This is a genomic window from Paenibacillus sp. FSL R5-0887 (genome assembly GCF_038002305.1).
Taxonomy (GTDB): Bacteria; Bacillota; Bacilli; order Paenibacillales; family Paenibacillaceae; genus Paenibacillus_AQ; species Paenibacillus_AQ odorifer.
The window spans coordinates 2743812-2760452 of record NZ_JBBOCE010000001.1 but is presented as its reverse complement, the minus strand read 5'-3'; the positions used below and the strand labels follow the sequence as shown (position 1 = coordinate 2760452).

Here is a 16641-nt window from a genome sequence, read left to right as displayed (position 1 = left end):
CCAAGCTCAGATCGATATTAGGACAGCCAAGTGGGGAGGATGTCAACACAGTGAGAAGGTATCTAAGGCAAATTAATGTTGTTGTTATCTTTGTTTTGTTGATTTCGTTGTTACAACCGGGGGCAATTGTTCGCGCTTCCATCTCTGATTTACCAGCAACAGACTACGGAACCGTTATTGATGTTCGCCAAACAGAGCTTGCACCTGGGGCGATGTATACCTGGATGGATCTCCAGAATGAACGTGGTTTACAAAAGATACATGCAGTGGAGTTCAACCCGCAACAAGGAAATTTGGAGCTGCGGGCAGGTACGAAGGATGGAAAGGTATACGGTATGAAGGGCGTTACAGAAATGGCCACGTATGCGGATTCACCTGAAAACCGAGTGATCGCAGGAATCAATGGTGATTTCTATGAAATCTCCGGTTTTGCTACGGGTGTTCCTAATGGGTTATTTATGGATGAGGGTGTAATCCTGAACAGTTCGATTTCAGCTTTTACTTTCGGTTTAAAAGAAGATGGCAGCTCGATTTTTGGGGTGCCGAGGCTGACCAAAAACGTGACGATAAATGGAAAAACAACCAATCTGACCAGCATCAACCGATACCGAAATACAAATGAGCTGGTTCTTTATACGGAAGATTATAATACAACTACAAAGTCAACCAATGAGGGTGACGAGGTTGTTCTAGATATTGTCGAGGGAGAAGTGAAAAGCGGCCAGACCTTGAAGCTGAAGGTATCTGAAATCCGCAACAATCAAGGCAATACGCCGCTTTCCCAAGGAAAAGTGGTTTTATCTGCCCAGGGTACGTCCCGTGCTGTTCTGCAAGGGTTATCGGTTGGCGATAACGTTACTGCAACCTTTGCGCTTAGCGGAGAATGGAATGATGTGAAGGTAGCCATTGGCGGCGAAGGGCCGCTGGTAAAAGACGGAGTAGTTCAACAAGGTGTAGGGCCTTTAGGAATTCATCCGCGGACAGCCATTGGGACAAAAGCGGATGGAAGTCTCGTTCTATTCGAAGTGGATGGAAGATCTCCAGGTTTTAGTGAGGGCGTAGATACCGATGAGCTTGGCAACATTCTGAAGGATATGGGCGTAGTGAACGCCATGAATCTGGATGGTGGCGGTTCTTCTACTTTTGTGGCCAGAATGCCGGGTACATCTGGTGTCCGAATGATGAATCAGGGCTCAGATGGTTACGAGCGTAAAACCGGTAACGGTTTATTGCTTGTCAATACAGCCCCTGAGCAACCTTCGGCTTCTAAGCTGGTTGTGCAGCCGAATACGGAACGTATTTTGCAAGGCTCCAGCTTTATATTCAAAGCGGCAGGAGTGGACGAGAACGGCCATCCGGCGCCTTATTCGGGTACGCTGAATTGGCAGGTGGACGCTAACCTTGGTACTGTCGATGCGAACGGAGTCTTCACCGGAGGAATCACTGCCGGCACAGGAAATGTAATTGTAGAGGCTGGGGCAGTCAAAGGCAGTGTTGAAATTGAGGTTGTAGATAAGCTTACAGAGCTTAGGTTTCCTGATGAGATCAAAACTTATTCTTCAGGTGCTGCTGCACAATTAACTGTGAAGGCGCTACGTAATGGACAAGTGATTCAAGCTGACAACCCTAGCTTCGAATGGCGGGTTGAGGGCGAGATCGGAACCGTGGACGAGAAGGGTCTGTTTCAGGCGACGAGTGAGAACGGGAAAAACGGAAAGATTTATGCTAAATACAGGGACGTTGAGACCTCTTTTGAAGTAAATGTGGGGTTACCGCCTGTAATGCTGGAGGATTTTGAGAATGGCATTGATAAATATATAGCCTCTAGTGCAGCAGCTAACAGCGTGGCGATTCTGGAAGTGTCTGATCTGGATTTTGTCCGCAACGGGGACAAAGCCTTGAAGCTGGAATATGATTTTGTTAATAAAACAGGCACATCCGGTGCTTATTTAGCCGCAAGCTCAACCGCCAATCGGATTCAGATTCCGGGGTATCCTGAGAAGATCAGTATGTGGATCTACGGAGATGGCAAAAAGCACTGGCTGCGGGGACAGATTCGGGATGGCAATAATGCGGCAGTGCCAGTGGATTTTACTGATCAGGTAAATGGTGTGAACTGGACGGGGTGGAAATACGTCGAAGTATCCGTTCCTAAGGGGAAAACCACCCCGTTAACGATGGATATGCCTGTCCGCTATATGGAGACAAGCAATCTTAACAAGAGTGCGGGAGCTATTTACGTTGATGATATTCGTGCCATTTATGGCCCGCTAGAGGAGGACAGAACACCTCCTATTCTTAAAGATGCATATCCCGGCGTGAACGAAATTGTCAAAACAGCTACACCGACCCTTTCCGTCAATGGTGAGGATGATGGTTATGATCCAGTAGTGCATCCGGGAACGACCTTAATCGATCCTGACAAAACACGAGTATATGTGGACGATCAATTAGTGGAGCATGGCTTTTATCCTCCAAAAGGTCAGATCACTTATAAACCAAAGGTTCCACTTACAGAAGGCCGTCATAAAGTAAAAGTTGCCATCCGCGATTTGAGCGGTAACCAGACGATAAAAGAATGGTATTTTACAGTAAATTTGGGCTCTCCGTTCTATTTGTACAAAACACCAGAAGTAGTATATGCCGGCAACACTTACACTTTGGACGTAACGGCAGAGAAAGCGAACAAGCTGAAGGAAGGACATCTTACGTTTGCTTTTAATCCGGCTGCAGTTAAAGATTTGCAGGTAATTCGGGGGAATATGTTATCAGAAACACAAGTGGAGTCCATCATTGATCCGGTATTGGGCACTGTGCGTCTTAACTTAACGAATATCAATTCTTCCAATCTGGGAGATACGGATCTCATCGGGCAAATTCAATATACAGTTCGAAATGATTTTGTGGGTCCCTACACTCAGGAGCAGTTGGCTGGAGATATTAGCAAAGCTTTTGTAATTGAAAATACATCCGGATCGGTAACTTCTACAGAGGGTACTGGGGTTCCTATTTCTTTTATTGGAGCAGCTGTTGAATCTGTTGTGAAGACACAGTTGATGCTCACTTGGAACCATTATGATCTTGCGAAGGGCTTTGATGCATCTTTTGCGGTAAAAGATCTGAATGGAAGTGTCGTTGAAGGAGCAAAGCTGCTGTTCGATGGAGTGGAGGTACAAGGTGTTGCTTCAGGGGCAAGTGGAACACTAACTACTGACTTTGTCACTTCAGCAGAAGGAACTTTTAAATTGCAGGCGGTAAAAGGAAATACCTATAGTCCTGTAATGACGTTCAAGGTTGCTCCATATGACGCTACTGCAGCTCCGCGTAATGTTAATGTTACGATGGGCCAAGATGCAGCAACTTCTCGCCAGTTCACTTGGCAGACAGAACCGTTGACCATGGATACTGTAGTAGAACTTGTGAAAAAAGCGGAGTTTACAAGCTTTCAAGCTGCGAATGTAATAAAAATTACCGGTAGCAGTTCAATTTACAACACCAACAATGACGGAACGATGCGAGTTCATAAAGCGGAGGCCACTGCGCTTACCCCCGGAACGGAATATGTATATCGTGTGGGTGATGGCGAGTCAAATGTAAGTGAGCAAGGAGCTTTTGTTACAAGTGGTGGTGAGGACACTTCTACAAAATTCCTGTTTATCGGAGATTCCCAAGCAGATTCTAAGGCTGGTTTTGGTCTTTGGGGAGATACGATTGAAGCGGCTTACGCGTATATGCCGGATGCGGAAATGCTGGTTCATGCTGGAGATATGGTGGATAAGGGCTTTGAACAAGAGCAGTGGAACTGGTGGTTTGATGCAGCTCAAAAGCAGCTGATGAATACCACACTTGTTCCGATTATCGGGAACCATGAAGTGATGGGAACCAATGGAGATGGGGATTATCTGGCGCAATTCAATAACCCGCAAAATGGTGCGGCGAGCGTAAAAGGTACGAATTATTCTTTTGATATTAAGGATACGCACTTTGTGGTTATGAATACAGAGCATTCAGGTAGTCCGTTCACTGAACAGGCCGAGTGGTTGGATCAGGATCTTTCCGCTACAGATAAAAAGTGGAAGGTGATTTTTTTCCATCAAGGACCGTACGGCAGCATCTATTCGAATGAGCAGGTACAAGCGAAGTGGGTTCCGGTCTTTGATAAGCACAACGTAGATTTGGTCATGAACGGTCATGATCATATCTATTTGCGAACTTTTCCGATGAAGGAGGGTAAACAGGTTGCAGAAGGCGAAGGCACTCGGTATGTTATCGGCGGTTCCTCGGGTCCTAAGTTCTATGCGCTGACACCACGTTTTTGGCAGGAAAAAATATATGACGAAGATGAGCAAATCTATACGGCTGTTGAGATTGAGAAGAACGAGATTACGGTTACCGCAAGAACAGTAGACGGGGTTGAGATTGACCGTTTAGTAATCGGCAAATTGGTTCCGGAATCCATTACGCTGGATCAAACTGCTGTAGAGCTTGAGCTTGGGGCTAGCCTGCAATTGCAAGCTAAGGTGGGGCCGGATGAGGCTAATCATCTGACAAAGCTTTGGACCATCGTTCCTGATCCGGCAGAATCAGTTGTTACTGTAAATGAAAATGGCTTGGTTACTGCATTGAAGCCAGGGACAGCTAAGATAAGAGTCACAGTGGCAGGTTACCCGAATATTTTTGCTGAAAGTACGATAACTGTAGATGCGCTGCAAGCAATTAAGCTTCAGGGAAAGAGACAGCTTAAACCGGAAGAAGTCGACCAATCTGTAACAGAAGCTGTCTATGCATCTGGTAAATGTACCGCAATATTAGATGGACTTCATTATTCCAGCTTGAATGAGCATATTGCTACGATCAATGAACAGGGTTTAGTTCAGGCTCATCAGGAAGGCTCCACTGTAATTTCAGTAACCTATAGGGAGTTCGCCTCTGAGTATAACCTTGTAGTAACAAATGATGAAGCACCTATTCTTACAGAAATAACAATGGATGGGCCGGATTCGCTGGAACAAGGAAGTATTGGCTCCGTTGTTGTTCAGGCGGTATACAGTGACGGCAGCAAGCAAGAATTGTTCGAGGGAGTAATCTTTGATACATCTGATCATTCCATTGCAATGATTAGTGAGGCTGGAGAACTTCATGCTTTGAGTGCTGGTACAACAAAAGTCAGCGCTGTTTATAACGGTTTGAGCACTGAATATATTCTGATAGTGACTGAGGGCTCGCCGGGTACGACACCAAGCCCAGAGCCGACACCAACACCAAGTCCAGAGCCAACATCAACGCCGGGTGCTTGGGTGCCGGGACCTGCGGTGACACCAACGCCAACCGCTACACCAACTCCGTCGGCATCAGCACAAACGGGCGTAGTCACTATAACGGCTTCTCAACTGTCAGAGAGCAAGAATGCTCAAGGTGAAGTTGTGGTTTCTGTTAATGGGGCGGTTACGGAATTACTTTTGCCAGGCAATGCAGCAGAGCTGCTTGGACGCGCACCGCTTAGAGTGGTTATGCAGGATTTATCCGTTACGATTCCTGCTACAGTACTGGCAGAACTAAGTAAGCTAATCTCAGCTGAGGCTCTTGCCAAGAGTACGATTTCGCTACGGCTGAAACCTGTAGCTGATAATACAGCAGTGGATCTGTTGGCTCGTGCAAGTGCACTTGCGGGTGCACAATTGCGGGCGAAAAGTGATCTGCGGGAATGGTCGCTTAGCATATTCACACAAAATGATCAGTCCTTCTCGTTAAGACAGTTTGCAGAGCCGATTATGATTTCATATAAGGTCGGTGCAGATGTAGATCGAAGCTTATTAGGTATTTATTTTATCGAAGACGTGGGTAAATTAGAGTATATGAGCAGTACATGGACGAATGGTTATCTATCTGCTGCCGTCAGTCATTTTAGTAAATACGTTGTTTTAGAAGTTGATAAAACATTCAAAGATTTGAAGTCCGATCACTGGGCTTACCTTGCTGTGAAGCAGCTTGCGGCAAAACAACTTGTACAAGGTGTTGCTGCGGACCAATTTGATCCGAACCGTGCGGTTACACGGGCGGAGTTCACAGCGATGTTAGTTCGTGCGCTTGGCTTGAAAGGTCAAGCGGAACCTGCTTTCGCTGATGTACCTGCAGATAAATGGTATGCAGAAGCAGTAGGGTTAGCCAAACAAGCTGGAGTGATTAACGGCCAGACTGCTTCACAGTTTGAACCGGAGGCGAAGATTTCCCGCCAGGAGATGGCTGCAATGCTGGCTCGTGCATATGCTTACGCGAAGAGTAATGTATCTGTAGCTAGCCGTAACATTTCGGCATTCAACGATATTGGTTATGCTCCACAGTGGGCTCAAGAGGCAATCAGCGAAGTGTACAGACTTGGTTTGATGCAAGGACGGGCTGAAGGACAATTTGCACCGAACCAAAACGGAACACGTGCTGAAAGTGCACAGATGATCCTCAACCTGCTGAGTGTTATGGAGTAATGATTGTGGCCAGTCTCAGGTTGATGGGGACTGGCTGTTTTTTTGATAATTGGATTAGTTGGATATGTGCAGGGTACGCACGCATGTACACAGAGGGGGAAAGCGAATTAAAAGTAAAACAGGTGGTGAGACACAAAGGATTGGAGAAGGGAAAATGGAGAACGGAAAGTTAAGGCACGCTCGCTGAGGTACGGCTAAACCTAAGACACGCTCGCTGAGGAACGCTAAAGCTAAAGTACGCTCGCTGAGGTGTGCTAAAGCTAAAGTACACTCGCTGAGGTACGGATAAACCTAAGACACGCTCGCTGAGGAACGCTAAAGCTAAAGTACGCCAACAGCGATGCACACTTGGTAAGTTCGGCTCGGACGAGCTACTTTTATCAAGAAAGTTTGTTTTAACAGATAGCCTCGATGGTTTGGGATCGTAACGGACTGTATTGCCGCTATTTTAACTTTTTGGTCCATTTTTCCAAATTTTCGGACTCCACAGCTCTTATTGTCATACTTTTGCCCGGAATCGTAATATATTTTAATGAATAGCTGCATCTGAGTCCGATAGATGAGCAGAATGGCTGAAATCAGCTTAATAAGGTCTCCTCGGTCCGATGAGGTAGAATTGAGTGAGCTAGGTAAGCAAGGTGAGCTAGTTGAGCTAGTTGAGTTAGGTGAGTCAGGTGAGCTAGTTGAGCTAGTTGAGTTAGGTGAGTCAGGTGAGCTAGTTGAGCCAAGTGTGCCAAGTGAGCCAGGTGAGTAAAGTGAGCAGAAAGCGGAAGGTAAGACCAAGAAGATGGATGGGGCTTAAGCAGAAAGTAAAACTGAGGCGAGTAACGAGCATATTCCAAATCCTTACAGACGGGCGCTGAGTCTTTTTCCGGTATTTTGTAAAGATAGGGTTATATTGGGCGTGGAATACTGGGAATTACTCTTCAGAGGCAAGTAAAAACAAGGAATAATTGTTATTAGCCAACACAAATTGTTATGTTGTGTTATGATAGTAGGGAGGTGACTCCCATGAATGATTTTGAGAACTATCCCGATGAGCTGGGTAATTTCATTCGGCACATCAGAAAGACGAGAGGGTTAACCTTAAGAGGACTGGAAGAAAAGAGCGGTATAAGTTACTCACAGCTTAGCAAAATCGAACGTGGAGAGAGCATTCCGCTTAAAGACAATCTGGACAAGATCATTGAAGCGCTTGGAACGGATCTGAAGAATCGGATGTACCATTTGGCAGATTATATGCCAGATATTGAATATATCAAGACCTTGAAGCAAGGATATGAGCTGCCACAGCTCAAACAGTCTCAAGATTACATCTACGAGACAGCCTTTAACAAGCTTAAGGAATTCAGAGCGAAGGAAGGGAAAGAAACATCGTACGTTTCCTTTGATTCGAATGAAGTTATAGTTTACGAAACGGAATATGGGGCAGGAATGGTAATAGAGAAGATTGAGAAATACAATCTGACCGATGTCCTGAACGATAAGTTTGAGGGTAACCTCGACTCCTTAAGAAAGAGCCCCCGTAAAGGGCGTCAAGCCTTTCTATTTGGCGAGTGGCTACGGGAGTGCGTTTATGAACTGAAGGAAGAGGAACAGGATCAGGTCATACAAGCACTTAAAGAATTTACTCAGTTTAAAGTACAACAAATAAAGGGTGCTTATAAATAATGTATGCCTTTTGCTAATGATCTCAAAAATGAATGAATGTTGCCCTTTCTTGCAGCCATCTATTCATCTTGATCCATAAACTAACAACTAAAAATGGTTTGACAGAAAAGGGGATATTAATAATGAAAATTAACATGAAGTTTACCAGCAAGGGCAAAGTCGCTATAGAAAATTTTAATAACGAGGAATTGCTGGAGATCTTCGCACGTTACATCAAGACATTATCCAAAAAGTATGACATCGAAGTTGATGTTCCTCTTGAAGCGAATCAAAACATTGTTGGTGATGGTGCGGTAATCGCAACTGCAAAAAATGTGAAATGTGATGTTGAAACTTTCTTTAAAGAATTGGGCAGAGATATTAAAGTTCCCTTGAAGAAAAGACTCGGCGGCAAATTGGAAAATGTTTTCAAAACAGAAATTACAGAATAGAGCATTATTTTTATCTCAGATTAACCATCATATGTGCATATAAAAAAGGTAGGGCCGCGGAGGCTCTACCTTTTTTATGTTAATGTAGTTGACTTAAGGCGACCTAAGGAGTTTATTGTTGGTTGAAGCTGAAGAAAAATGTGTACCATGCGTCAGTGTGAATTTAATGGGGAAGGGGATGTTATATACTTTCAGAATCTATGAGATTTCTACTTCTCATGATCTCTTTAATAATTTCAATGAAATCCGGTAACGCATGGGCATCAACCGCTAGCTCATAGATTCTTAGTAAATCCTCGTCAGATATAGATTCCAGAGATGAGGGCCGTGGAGAGGGATGAAAATAGTAATTCATTATGATCCTCCATCATTAATTGTTTTTATTATAGGTTTATCTATATGGTATCATTTGGAATAGGATCCGTCTCCTGTCATTCATCCTACGAATTTATCTTTACATTTGAGGATTATTATGGCATAATGTGCGATTTTGAGGAAATTGCTAAAAAGTTTCAATTTTTAATAAAATAATCCCGGCATGCGTGAACATGCCGGGATTATTAAAAAACTGAATTTTATTCTGACGGTTTTTTCTTTTGTGAAGCAAGATACTTCTTAAGGCGAGGTTCATTGGATTCCGAAACAGTAGTGAACTGCGTACCTTGATTAAAGCATACAATCTTCCGCCCGGGATCATAGCCTTCTATGTTGTTGATATTGACGACATTGCTGCGGTCAAGGCGTTCGAATCCCTTACCCTCATACGCTACGGAAAGATCGGAAAGCGTGGTGGGGAGAATAAATTCGCCTTCTTTCGTATGGACGAATATTGTATTCTTATAATTCGAGAAATACAATATATCTTCCTCTAGAATATCACTAGAGGAACCGTCTTTCTGTAAGACACGCATCGTTTCCCCATCCTTGTTTAATTACTTGCGCAGTTCTTTTGGAATCTCAGGGCTGTGAGCAAATGGTTTCAGAATTGTTGCAAAAACAGTAGCAGAAGTACCTAAAATGTTAGAAGCATAACGAGCTAAGTTTTTTTTCATCTGATTGTCCTCCTTTGTAATGGGATTATGACTGTAAAGGATTGAACTAAAAATGCCAATCCAATGACAGGCGAATGGAGCCGAAAATTTAAAAAAACCAGAATTATGGAAAGTAGCTTTAAACCCAAATACCATTCTTTGGGGATTTGGGCATTAGCATCAGGATTCGGAGCACATAAGATCATTACAAGTAAAGAAAAAAGATTAATCCAAATCAAATGGTTATGTATTAGATAAGTTATATGAGGGATCAGTGAACAGATAAAGATAGATACAATATTGCAGGCTCTTGCGGATTTTAAATGCACACCACCAGATGACATTCTTAGGAGCATGAAGCTGAATAAGGCTAAGAATGTTTCCTTTAGCTGTCCAGTGAGCCCGCCAATGCATAAAGAAGTCATAATAATGAATAAAGTATTCAGAATAATGCTAAGGGCATAATGCATGATTTCAATTGAATGCGATTGCTCTGGATTACTTTTCTTAATGACCTCAACAATTTTAAGTGCTAAATGACTCATAGTTATTTCTGTCCTTTTTGTATGAGAAATATAGATATCCCCATAATATTACCCCATAGAAAATTGGGATCAAGAAAAAGAAATTAGATTCAATAAAGTAAGTGAATAAAGTAACGACAATTACTGTAGGAAGATTAAGAGCGAATAATATTTTTTCACTAGTTGTTGGTTTGACTTTTACATCGGGTTTATCAGGTACAAAGTCAAATCCAATACGTTTATAGCCCACATACATACCAATGAGAATCGCGGCTAATGCTGATAAAATCTGCATTGTCATTATGTTTTTTGTAATCGGGTCCGAAGTATTTAGAGGCATGGAGATTACAGAGTTTAATAGATACACAATACTGGCTTGAATCACCGAGTAAGCTTGATAGGCCATCCCGGTTAATATTGAAGCGTAGAAGGGATGAATCCGGAATAACATCCACATAAAACAAAACATTAGTGCAAATTGTGAGAAAATATCTAATGGAAAAATCCCATAGTTGATCCTAATTGTATAAGAACAAAAGCCCATAATAAAACTAGCAAACACCATCTCTTTATGATATAGATCAATTTTGAAGATTTTGAAAGCCAGAAAAAACATTGCATAAGTCTCTAGTATTGAAAATATCATAAAAAGAATAAAATCTAGCATGCCGACACTCCCGATGACTTCTAGTTTAACCAACCCTATTATTGCAAGTATCGTATAAAATGAGCTAAAATACAACAACTACAGTATAATTTTCCTCCTATTTTTTCAAAAAAATTCAAAATGAGAGGGGTTTAGACATGGATCGACGTCCAGAAAGCAGTGAGTATCTCAAAGAATTATCAAAATATGTCGATTTAGTGCCAGCTGAAGGAGACATGATTACTATTTTTAGAGAGCAGACGGATGAGATTTGCACTTTTATTTCGAATCTTACGGAAGAACAAGGGGACTATCGTTACGCTCCGGAGAAATGGAGTATCAAGGAAATGGTCGGACATCTGGCTGATACCGGAAGAATCATGTCCTACCGTTTATTGTGCATCGCCAGAGGGGATACGACTCCACTACCGGGTTTTGAAGAGAAAGACTATGTACTTACCGCCAATTTCGAAGCGCACACTTTAAAAGCATTGCTGGCCCACTACAAGCTTGTTCGAGAATCGACATTACTCCTAATGGAAACTCTGCCGGAGGAAGCATGGATCCGGAAGGGAATAGTTAACGAGGCTACTCTTTCTGCGAGAGCTCAGGCCTGCATTATGATTGGACATGACCATCATCATTTGAATATTCTTAAAGAAAGATATTTAGGGTAATATCTTCTTAATCAAAAAAGCATTCCAATAGCCTTTATGGCTTTGGGATGCTTTTTATACACGGCTATAGCGGTGGATTCTTGTGACATTTGCGGCATACCGGATAGTAAGCTTCATTGCCACCAATCTGGATTTGCTTGCCGCTATATACGGGCTTGCCGTTTTCTACTCGTAGAGCCATAGTAGCTTTGCGCTCGCAGAACCAGCAGATCGTCTTCATTTCCTCAATTTTATCAGCGTAGATCAGCATATATTTGCTGCCTTCAAATAACTGATTCTGAAAATCATTTTTAAGTCCGAAGGCCATTACCGGAATGCCCAGCTCATCAACGATACGCACTAGCTGGAGAATACATTCCTTGCTTAGAAATTGACATTCATCAATAAGTACACAGTGTGGTTTAGGTTGGTTACTGCTGACGATATTATAAATATCTGTGTTCTCATCGATGGGGATTGCTTGTTTCCGAAGCCCAATACGAGAAGAAATAAAACCAACCTCGTCCCGGTCGTCTATGGATGGAGTGAAAATGAGCACCGATTTCCCCTGCTCTTCATAATTATGTGCAACCTTGAGTATCTCAATAGATTTACCACTGTTCATTGCTCCGTATTTGAAAAACAATTGTGCCACTTCCATCTATCCTTTCGTAAAAAACATTGATTATATCTTAAAAATGCGACCATATTAGAGTATCATATTCGGATCAGATGTATCCAGTGAAAACATTGCGATTGATTGGATGTGGTATGATAAGAGGTAATAAGAGATGGGAAAGGAAGTAATAAGTGTGACTGAAAGATTAGACGAATATAAGGAACGGTTAGCTCTTTTGCAGCAGAATGGAGATTTATCCAGTGACACTGAAAGCTTGCTGGAAGAAATGATGGCGGATTTGGTGGAATTGAATCGGAGTAATAAAGCACTGCGTCGAGCAATACTGAAAACTGGACAGGCTTCCACGATGTCAACTCGGTTAAGGGATGCACTGTACGAATAGAAAAAGAGGGTATGCGAATGGCTTTGATTTTCTCTTTTCTCAAAAAATATAAGGTAGCTGCAATAGCTGCCCTTGTAATGATGCTCATTGAATTGACGGTAGAATTATCACAGCCTTTGATCATTTCCAAAATCATTGACTTGGGGATCCGAGAAAAAGATACCTCTGTAGTATGGCTGTGGGGCAGTGTATTGATCGGCAGCGCGGTAGTTGCGTTTACAGCCGGGGTACTCAGTTCTTTTTTTGCTGCCCATGCAAGTCAGAGCTTTGCGTTCGATCTTAGGGACAAATTGTACGAAAAGGTACAGTCTTTTACGTATGAAGTATTTAATCGTTTTGCTACTTCGTCACTGATTACCCGTCTGACTGGCGATGTATCACAGCTGCAGGATACTATTTTTATGAGCTTGCGCTTTATGACACGGGTGCCACTTGTTGTGGTAGGCAGTGTGATTATGGCGTTAGTTGTTCATGTGAAGCTGGGATTACTGCTGACGGTGGCGTTACCTTTGTTGATTTTTTTCCTCTACTGGATTATGAGAAAAGCTTCCTTGTTATTTCGTACGGTCCAGCAGCGTTTAGACGGAGTTAATGGCGTGATTCAGGAGAATCTTACGGGTATTCGCTTGATCCGTGTATTTGTGCGTATGGGGTATGAGATTGAACGTTTCACGGTATTTAGCGGGAATTTGATGAGATCAACGGTGTCTGCCTTGCGTTTGACTGAGACGACGATGCCTTTTGTTATGCTTATTGTGAATGCGGCGATTTTGGCGATTTTATGGTTTGGACGGATAGCCATTTCCAATGGGGAGGCTACTTTGGGTCAGACTGTTGCTGTTATTAATTACTCCTTGCGAACAATTGGGGCGTTATCAGCTATCTCTGGTCTTGTTGTAACATTTTCCCGCGCTCGTGCCTCCTCTCAACGTGTTTCAGAAGTTATGGAAGCGGGAGCTGGAGTTCGTGAAGGCGGGACTTTGCAAGGTGAGCCAATTCAGGGCCACGTTAAATTTGAAGGCGTTTGCTTTAAGTATCCTAATAGTGATATCACTGTCCTGGAGGACATTCATTTTGAAGTAGCTGCTGGTGAGCGAGTAGCGATTATGGGGGCGACCGGATCAGGAAAATCCTCACTCGTGAGTCTGATTCCGCGCTTGTATGAAGAGACAGAGGGCATCATTTGGATTGACGGTGAAAAAAGTGCCGATATCGATATTTCCAGACTGCGGAGATCGATAGGTTATGTGCCTCAGGAATTGCAGCTTTTCAGCGGATCAATTCGCGATAATATTGCATGGGGCAATGAACACGCCACACTGGAACAAATCCAACAAGCAGCGGGAGGTGCACAAATTGACGAGACGGTAAAAGGGTTGCCAGATGGTTATGACACGATGCTTGGTCAACGAGGGGTTAATCTCTCCGGCGGACAAAAGCAGCGGTTAACGATTGCCCGTGCACTTGTTAGAAAACCGGCTATGTTGATCCTTGATGACAGCACCAGTGCCCTTGATGCGGTTACGGAAGGGCTTTTGCTGGAGGCGCTAAAGGATATCTCCTGTACAACCTTTTTGATTACTCAGAAAATCAGTTCAACGGCATCAGCCGATTTGATCCTGTTGCTGGATGAGGGACGATTAATTGGCAAAGGCTCGCATAAGGAGCTTATGGCAAGCTCCGAGCTGTACCGCAAGATTTATGAATCACAGGTAGAGGAGGCGAAGCAGCATGTTCAAAGCATTAATTGAACCTTTTCGTCATCCTAAACCGAATTTTGAACTTGGCGTGGGACGAAGTCTAGGGACAGCATCTGGCGGCAAACCCAAAGCAAAGGCGAAGGATTGGTCAGGGACGCTGATCCGGATCTGGAGTTATCTAGCTGAGCGTAAAGCCAAGCTTATTCTTGTACTGATCATGGTTGTCTTCAGCTCAGCGCTAGCGCTGCTGGGGCCATACATGATTGGCAGAGCGGTGGATAATTATCTGGAAGGTACCGGCGGGCGATCATGGGTTGTTTTTCTGACAAGCCTTGCTTGTGTGTACATTTTTTATTCTCTGACTTCTTGGCTGCAAAACATATGGATGATCGAAATTGCTCAAGAAACTGTATTACGGATGCGTACGGAGCTATTCTCCCATTTACACCGTCTGCCTATTTCCTTTTTTAATCGGAGACAGCAGGGGGAAATTATGAGCCGTCTTACCAATGATATCGAGAACGTCAGCTCTACGTTGAATAGCTCGGCTATTCAGATATTTTCAAGTGTCTTAACCTTGCTAGGAACCGTAGGGGTTATGCTGTGGCTTAGTCCCTTGTTGACGCTGCTCACATTCCTCGTAGTGCCTTTGATGTTGTTAGGCATGCGCTGGATTACACGCCGTACAGGCCCATTATTTAAAGAACGCCAGCGTAATGTAGGGGAACTTAACGGTTATATTGAGGAGACCTTATCCGGACAACGGATTATCAAGGCTTTTTCACAAGAGGAACGCGTCATCTCTGGTTTTCATGAACGCAACAAGCGAATTATGCTGTCAGGTTACTGGGCGCAGTCCATTTCTGGTTTCATCCCGAAGCTTATGAATGGTCTTAATAATCTTAGCTTCGCCATTGTTGCAGGAATTGGTGGTCTGCTTGCGATCCGTGGGTCGATTACAGTGGGTGTGATCATCGTATTCGTGGAATATACCCGCCAGTTTACTCGTCCGCTTAATGATTTAGCGAATCAGTGGAATACCTTGCTCTCAGCGGTGGCAGGGGCCGAGCGGGTGTTTGAAGTGCTGGACGAAGAGACCGAGGCTAAAGATGAAGGTGCAGCCAAATCACTTGAAACTGTACAGGGTGCGGTGAAGTTTGAAAATGTAGCTTTTTCTTATGATGGAGGTTCTAACACGCTGCAGGATATCAGCTTTGAAGCGAAGCCTGGCGAGATGATCGCTTTAGTTGGACCTACCGGTGCAGGCAAAACAACGCTAATTGGGCTGTTATCCCGTTTCTATGATCCCAATCAGGGGAAAATCACGCTGGATGGCTTAGATATCACTTCGATTCGGCGGGAAAGCTTGAGAAGTCATATGGCCTTTGTATTGCAGGATTCCTTTTTGTTCAAAGGGAGTATCCGCGATAACATCCGATACGGGAGGCTGGATGCGTCCGATGAAGAGGTTGAAGAGGCGGCTAAGCTGGCCAATGCCCATTCTTTTATTATGCGAATGCCCGAAGGTTATGAACGGATGCTCTCGGCGGATGGCAGCGGTATAAGCCAAGGGCAGAAGCAACTGCTCTCCATTGCGAGAGCGATTCTTGCTAACCCCTCTATGCTTGTGCTTGATGAAGCAACCAGCAGTATTGATACAGTGACCGAGATCAAGATTCAGGAAGGGCTGCAGGCGCTGATGAAAGGGCGAACGAGCTTCGTCATTGCTCATAGACTTGGCACGATACGTGCAGCTGATCGAATTCTTGTGCTTCAGGGCGGCAGATTATTGCAGCAAGGCTCTCATGAAGAGCTGCTGAAGCAAGGCGGACTGTACAGCGAGTTGGTACAGGGGCGGCGGAAAGAGGCGCTTGATAAGGCGGGTATTTAAGAAAAAGGCGGGAATTTTCAGGGAGCGCAGATTGCGTCCATGAAGTTCTCGCCTTTATGTTATTTATGATAGATAACGAGCACCAGATCGGGTGAGCTGGGAGGGTTTGAATGTGGGGAAATCTATTGTACAAATTACAATCAGCAGGGTAATAAGGCTTGATTGTGTGCGATTCGAGATTCAGATGATCAGGTGAATAAATGATGAGATGAAAAAGCTGATCCTAAGTTTAGCATAGCCTCTTAAGAGATCGTTTCCTGCGTTCCGGCTTGTTTCACCTTTTGCTTCTCCTTGAACCTTGGACCTACGTAATTCTTCTTACGGTCCCTAGCCAGAATCCAGCCACCAAGGAAAGTCATGCCAGCTGCGAAGAGCAGCAATCCACCACCGAAATGCAGCCAAGCAAAGTGGGGCACAACAGAATCATCACCATGCATGGATATGTAATCAAAAATATCATCCTTCATCATGAGGAAGCCCTTCATTGCTATTAAGCCCGGAAACACAAGAATAAGGATGGCAATGAAGCGTGAAATTAACAGTTTCATAAGTGTCTCCTACCCCTCTTAGCCCTTTAGATTCACCCA

General features: G+C 43.8%; 15 protein-coding genes. 8 read left to right on the top strand and 7 right to left on the bottom strand.

From position 1 onward, the window contains the following. Positions 1 to 50 precede the first annotated feature (50 nt). The 4 genes from MKY14_RS12465 (at position 51) to MKY14_RS12450 (ending at position 8584) form a co-directional block, all read left to right on the top strand. Entirely contained in the window at positions 51 to 6482 is a 6432-nt protein-coding gene (locus tag MKY14_RS12465; RefSeq protein ID WP_340976553.1) for a phosphodiester glycosidase family protein, read from the top strand. 616 nt (positions 6483 to 7098) lie between these two features. Next, complete coding sequence (locus tag MKY14_RS12460; protein WP_340976551.1) at positions 7099 to 7236, top strand: hypothetical protein; 138 nt, start codon at positions 7099 to 7101, stop codon at positions 7234 to 7236. Between the two features lie 257 nt (positions 7237 to 7493). Continuing rightward, on the top strand, positions 7494 to 8153 hold the full coding sequence (locus MKY14_RS12455; RefSeq protein ID WP_036676012.1) for a helix-turn-helix domain-containing protein: 660 nt from the start codon (positions 7494 to 7496) through the stop codon (positions 8151 to 8153). A gap of 122 nt (positions 8154 to 8275) precedes the next feature. After that, positions 8276 to 8584, top strand: coding sequence for a hypothetical protein (locus tag MKY14_RS12450; RefSeq protein WP_036676014.1), 309 nt, complete (start codon positions 8276 to 8278; stop codon positions 8582 to 8584). Positions 8585 to 8765: 181 nt separating this feature from the next. On the opposite strand, the gene sda is transcribed toward MKY14_RS12450, so the two are convergent. The 5 genes from sda to MKY14_RS12435 all read right to left on the bottom strand — a co-directional run bounded on the left by sda (position 8766) and on the right by MKY14_RS12435 (position 10806). Then, on the bottom strand, positions 8766 to 8939 hold the full coding sequence (gene sda, locus MKY14_RS30825; protein WP_081393959.1) for a sporulation histidine kinase inhibitor Sda: 174 nt from the start codon (positions 8937 to 8939) through the stop codon (positions 8766 to 8768). Positions 8940 to 9159: 220 nt separating this feature from the next. Further along, positions 9160 to 9495, bottom strand: a complete 336-nt coding sequence (locus MKY14_RS12445; protein ID WP_036676016.1) for a LytTR family DNA-binding domain-containing protein — start codon at positions 9493 to 9495, stop codon at positions 9160 to 9162. A 21-nt stretch (positions 9496 to 9516) separates the two neighbouring features. Further along, a complete protein-coding gene (locus MKY14_RS12440; RefSeq protein WP_139330034.1) occupies positions 9517 to 9636 on the bottom strand; it encodes a cyclic lactone autoinducer peptide in 120 nt (39 codons plus the stop codon). Beyond that, positions 9633 to 10160, bottom strand: a complete 528-nt coding sequence (locus MKY14_RS30820; RefSeq protein ID WP_076129481.1) for an accessory gene regulator ArgB-like protein — start codon at positions 10158 to 10160, stop codon at positions 9633 to 9635. Before MKY14_RS30820 ends, MKY14_RS12440 begins: the two co-directional genes overlap by 4 nt. Continuing rightward, a complete protein-coding gene (locus MKY14_RS12435) occupies positions 10141 to 10806 on the bottom strand; it encodes a hypothetical protein (protein WP_248548450.1) in 666 nt (221 codons plus the stop codon). The genes MKY14_RS30820 and MKY14_RS12435 overlap by 20 nt, the downstream gene beginning before the upstream one ends. Positions 10807 to 10943: 137 nt before the next feature. On the opposite strand from MKY14_RS12435, the gene MKY14_RS12430 reads away from it, so the two are divergent. Beyond that, positions 10944 to 11462, top strand: a complete 519-nt coding sequence (locus MKY14_RS12430) for a DinB family protein (protein ID WP_076184145.1) — start codon at positions 10944 to 10946, stop codon at positions 11460 to 11462. Positions 11463 to 11526: 64 nt separating this feature from the next. On the opposite strand, the gene MKY14_RS12425 is transcribed toward MKY14_RS12430, so the two are convergent. Beyond that, positions 11527 to 12096, bottom strand: a complete 570-nt coding sequence (locus tag MKY14_RS12425; protein ID WP_036676019.1) for a thymidine kinase — start codon at positions 12094 to 12096, stop codon at positions 11527 to 11529. 136 nt (positions 12097 to 12232) lie between these two features. Between MKY14_RS12425 and MKY14_RS12420 the strand changes: the two genes are divergently transcribed. The 3 genes from MKY14_RS12420 to MKY14_RS12410 are packed head-to-tail and all read left to right on the top strand — an operon-like array spanning position 12233 to position 16054. Next, a complete protein-coding gene (locus MKY14_RS12420) occupies positions 12233 to 12463 on the top strand; it encodes a hypothetical protein (protein ID WP_036676022.1) in 231 nt (76 codons plus the stop codon). Between the two features lie 17 nt (positions 12464 to 12480). Continuing rightward, positions 12481 to 14214 (top strand): ABC transporter ATP-binding protein, encoded by a 1734-nt coding sequence (locus tag MKY14_RS12415; RefSeq protein ID WP_340976547.1) that lies wholly within the window; start codon positions 12481 to 12483, stop codon positions 14212 to 14214. Further along, on the top strand, positions 14195 to 16054 hold the full coding sequence (locus MKY14_RS12410) for an ABC transporter ATP-binding protein (RefSeq protein ID WP_076129485.1): 1860 nt from the start codon (positions 14195 to 14197) through the stop codon (positions 16052 to 16054). The genes MKY14_RS12415 and MKY14_RS12410 overlap by 20 nt, the downstream gene beginning before the upstream one ends. Positions 16055 to 16296: 242 nt before the next feature. On the opposite strand, the gene MKY14_RS12405 is transcribed toward MKY14_RS12410, so the two are convergent. Continuing rightward, on the bottom strand, positions 16297 to 16602 hold the full coding sequence (locus tag MKY14_RS12405; protein ID WP_076184138.1) for a DUF2627 domain-containing protein: 306 nt from the start codon (positions 16600 to 16602) through the stop codon (positions 16297 to 16299). Positions 16603 to 16641 lie beyond the last annotated feature (39 nt).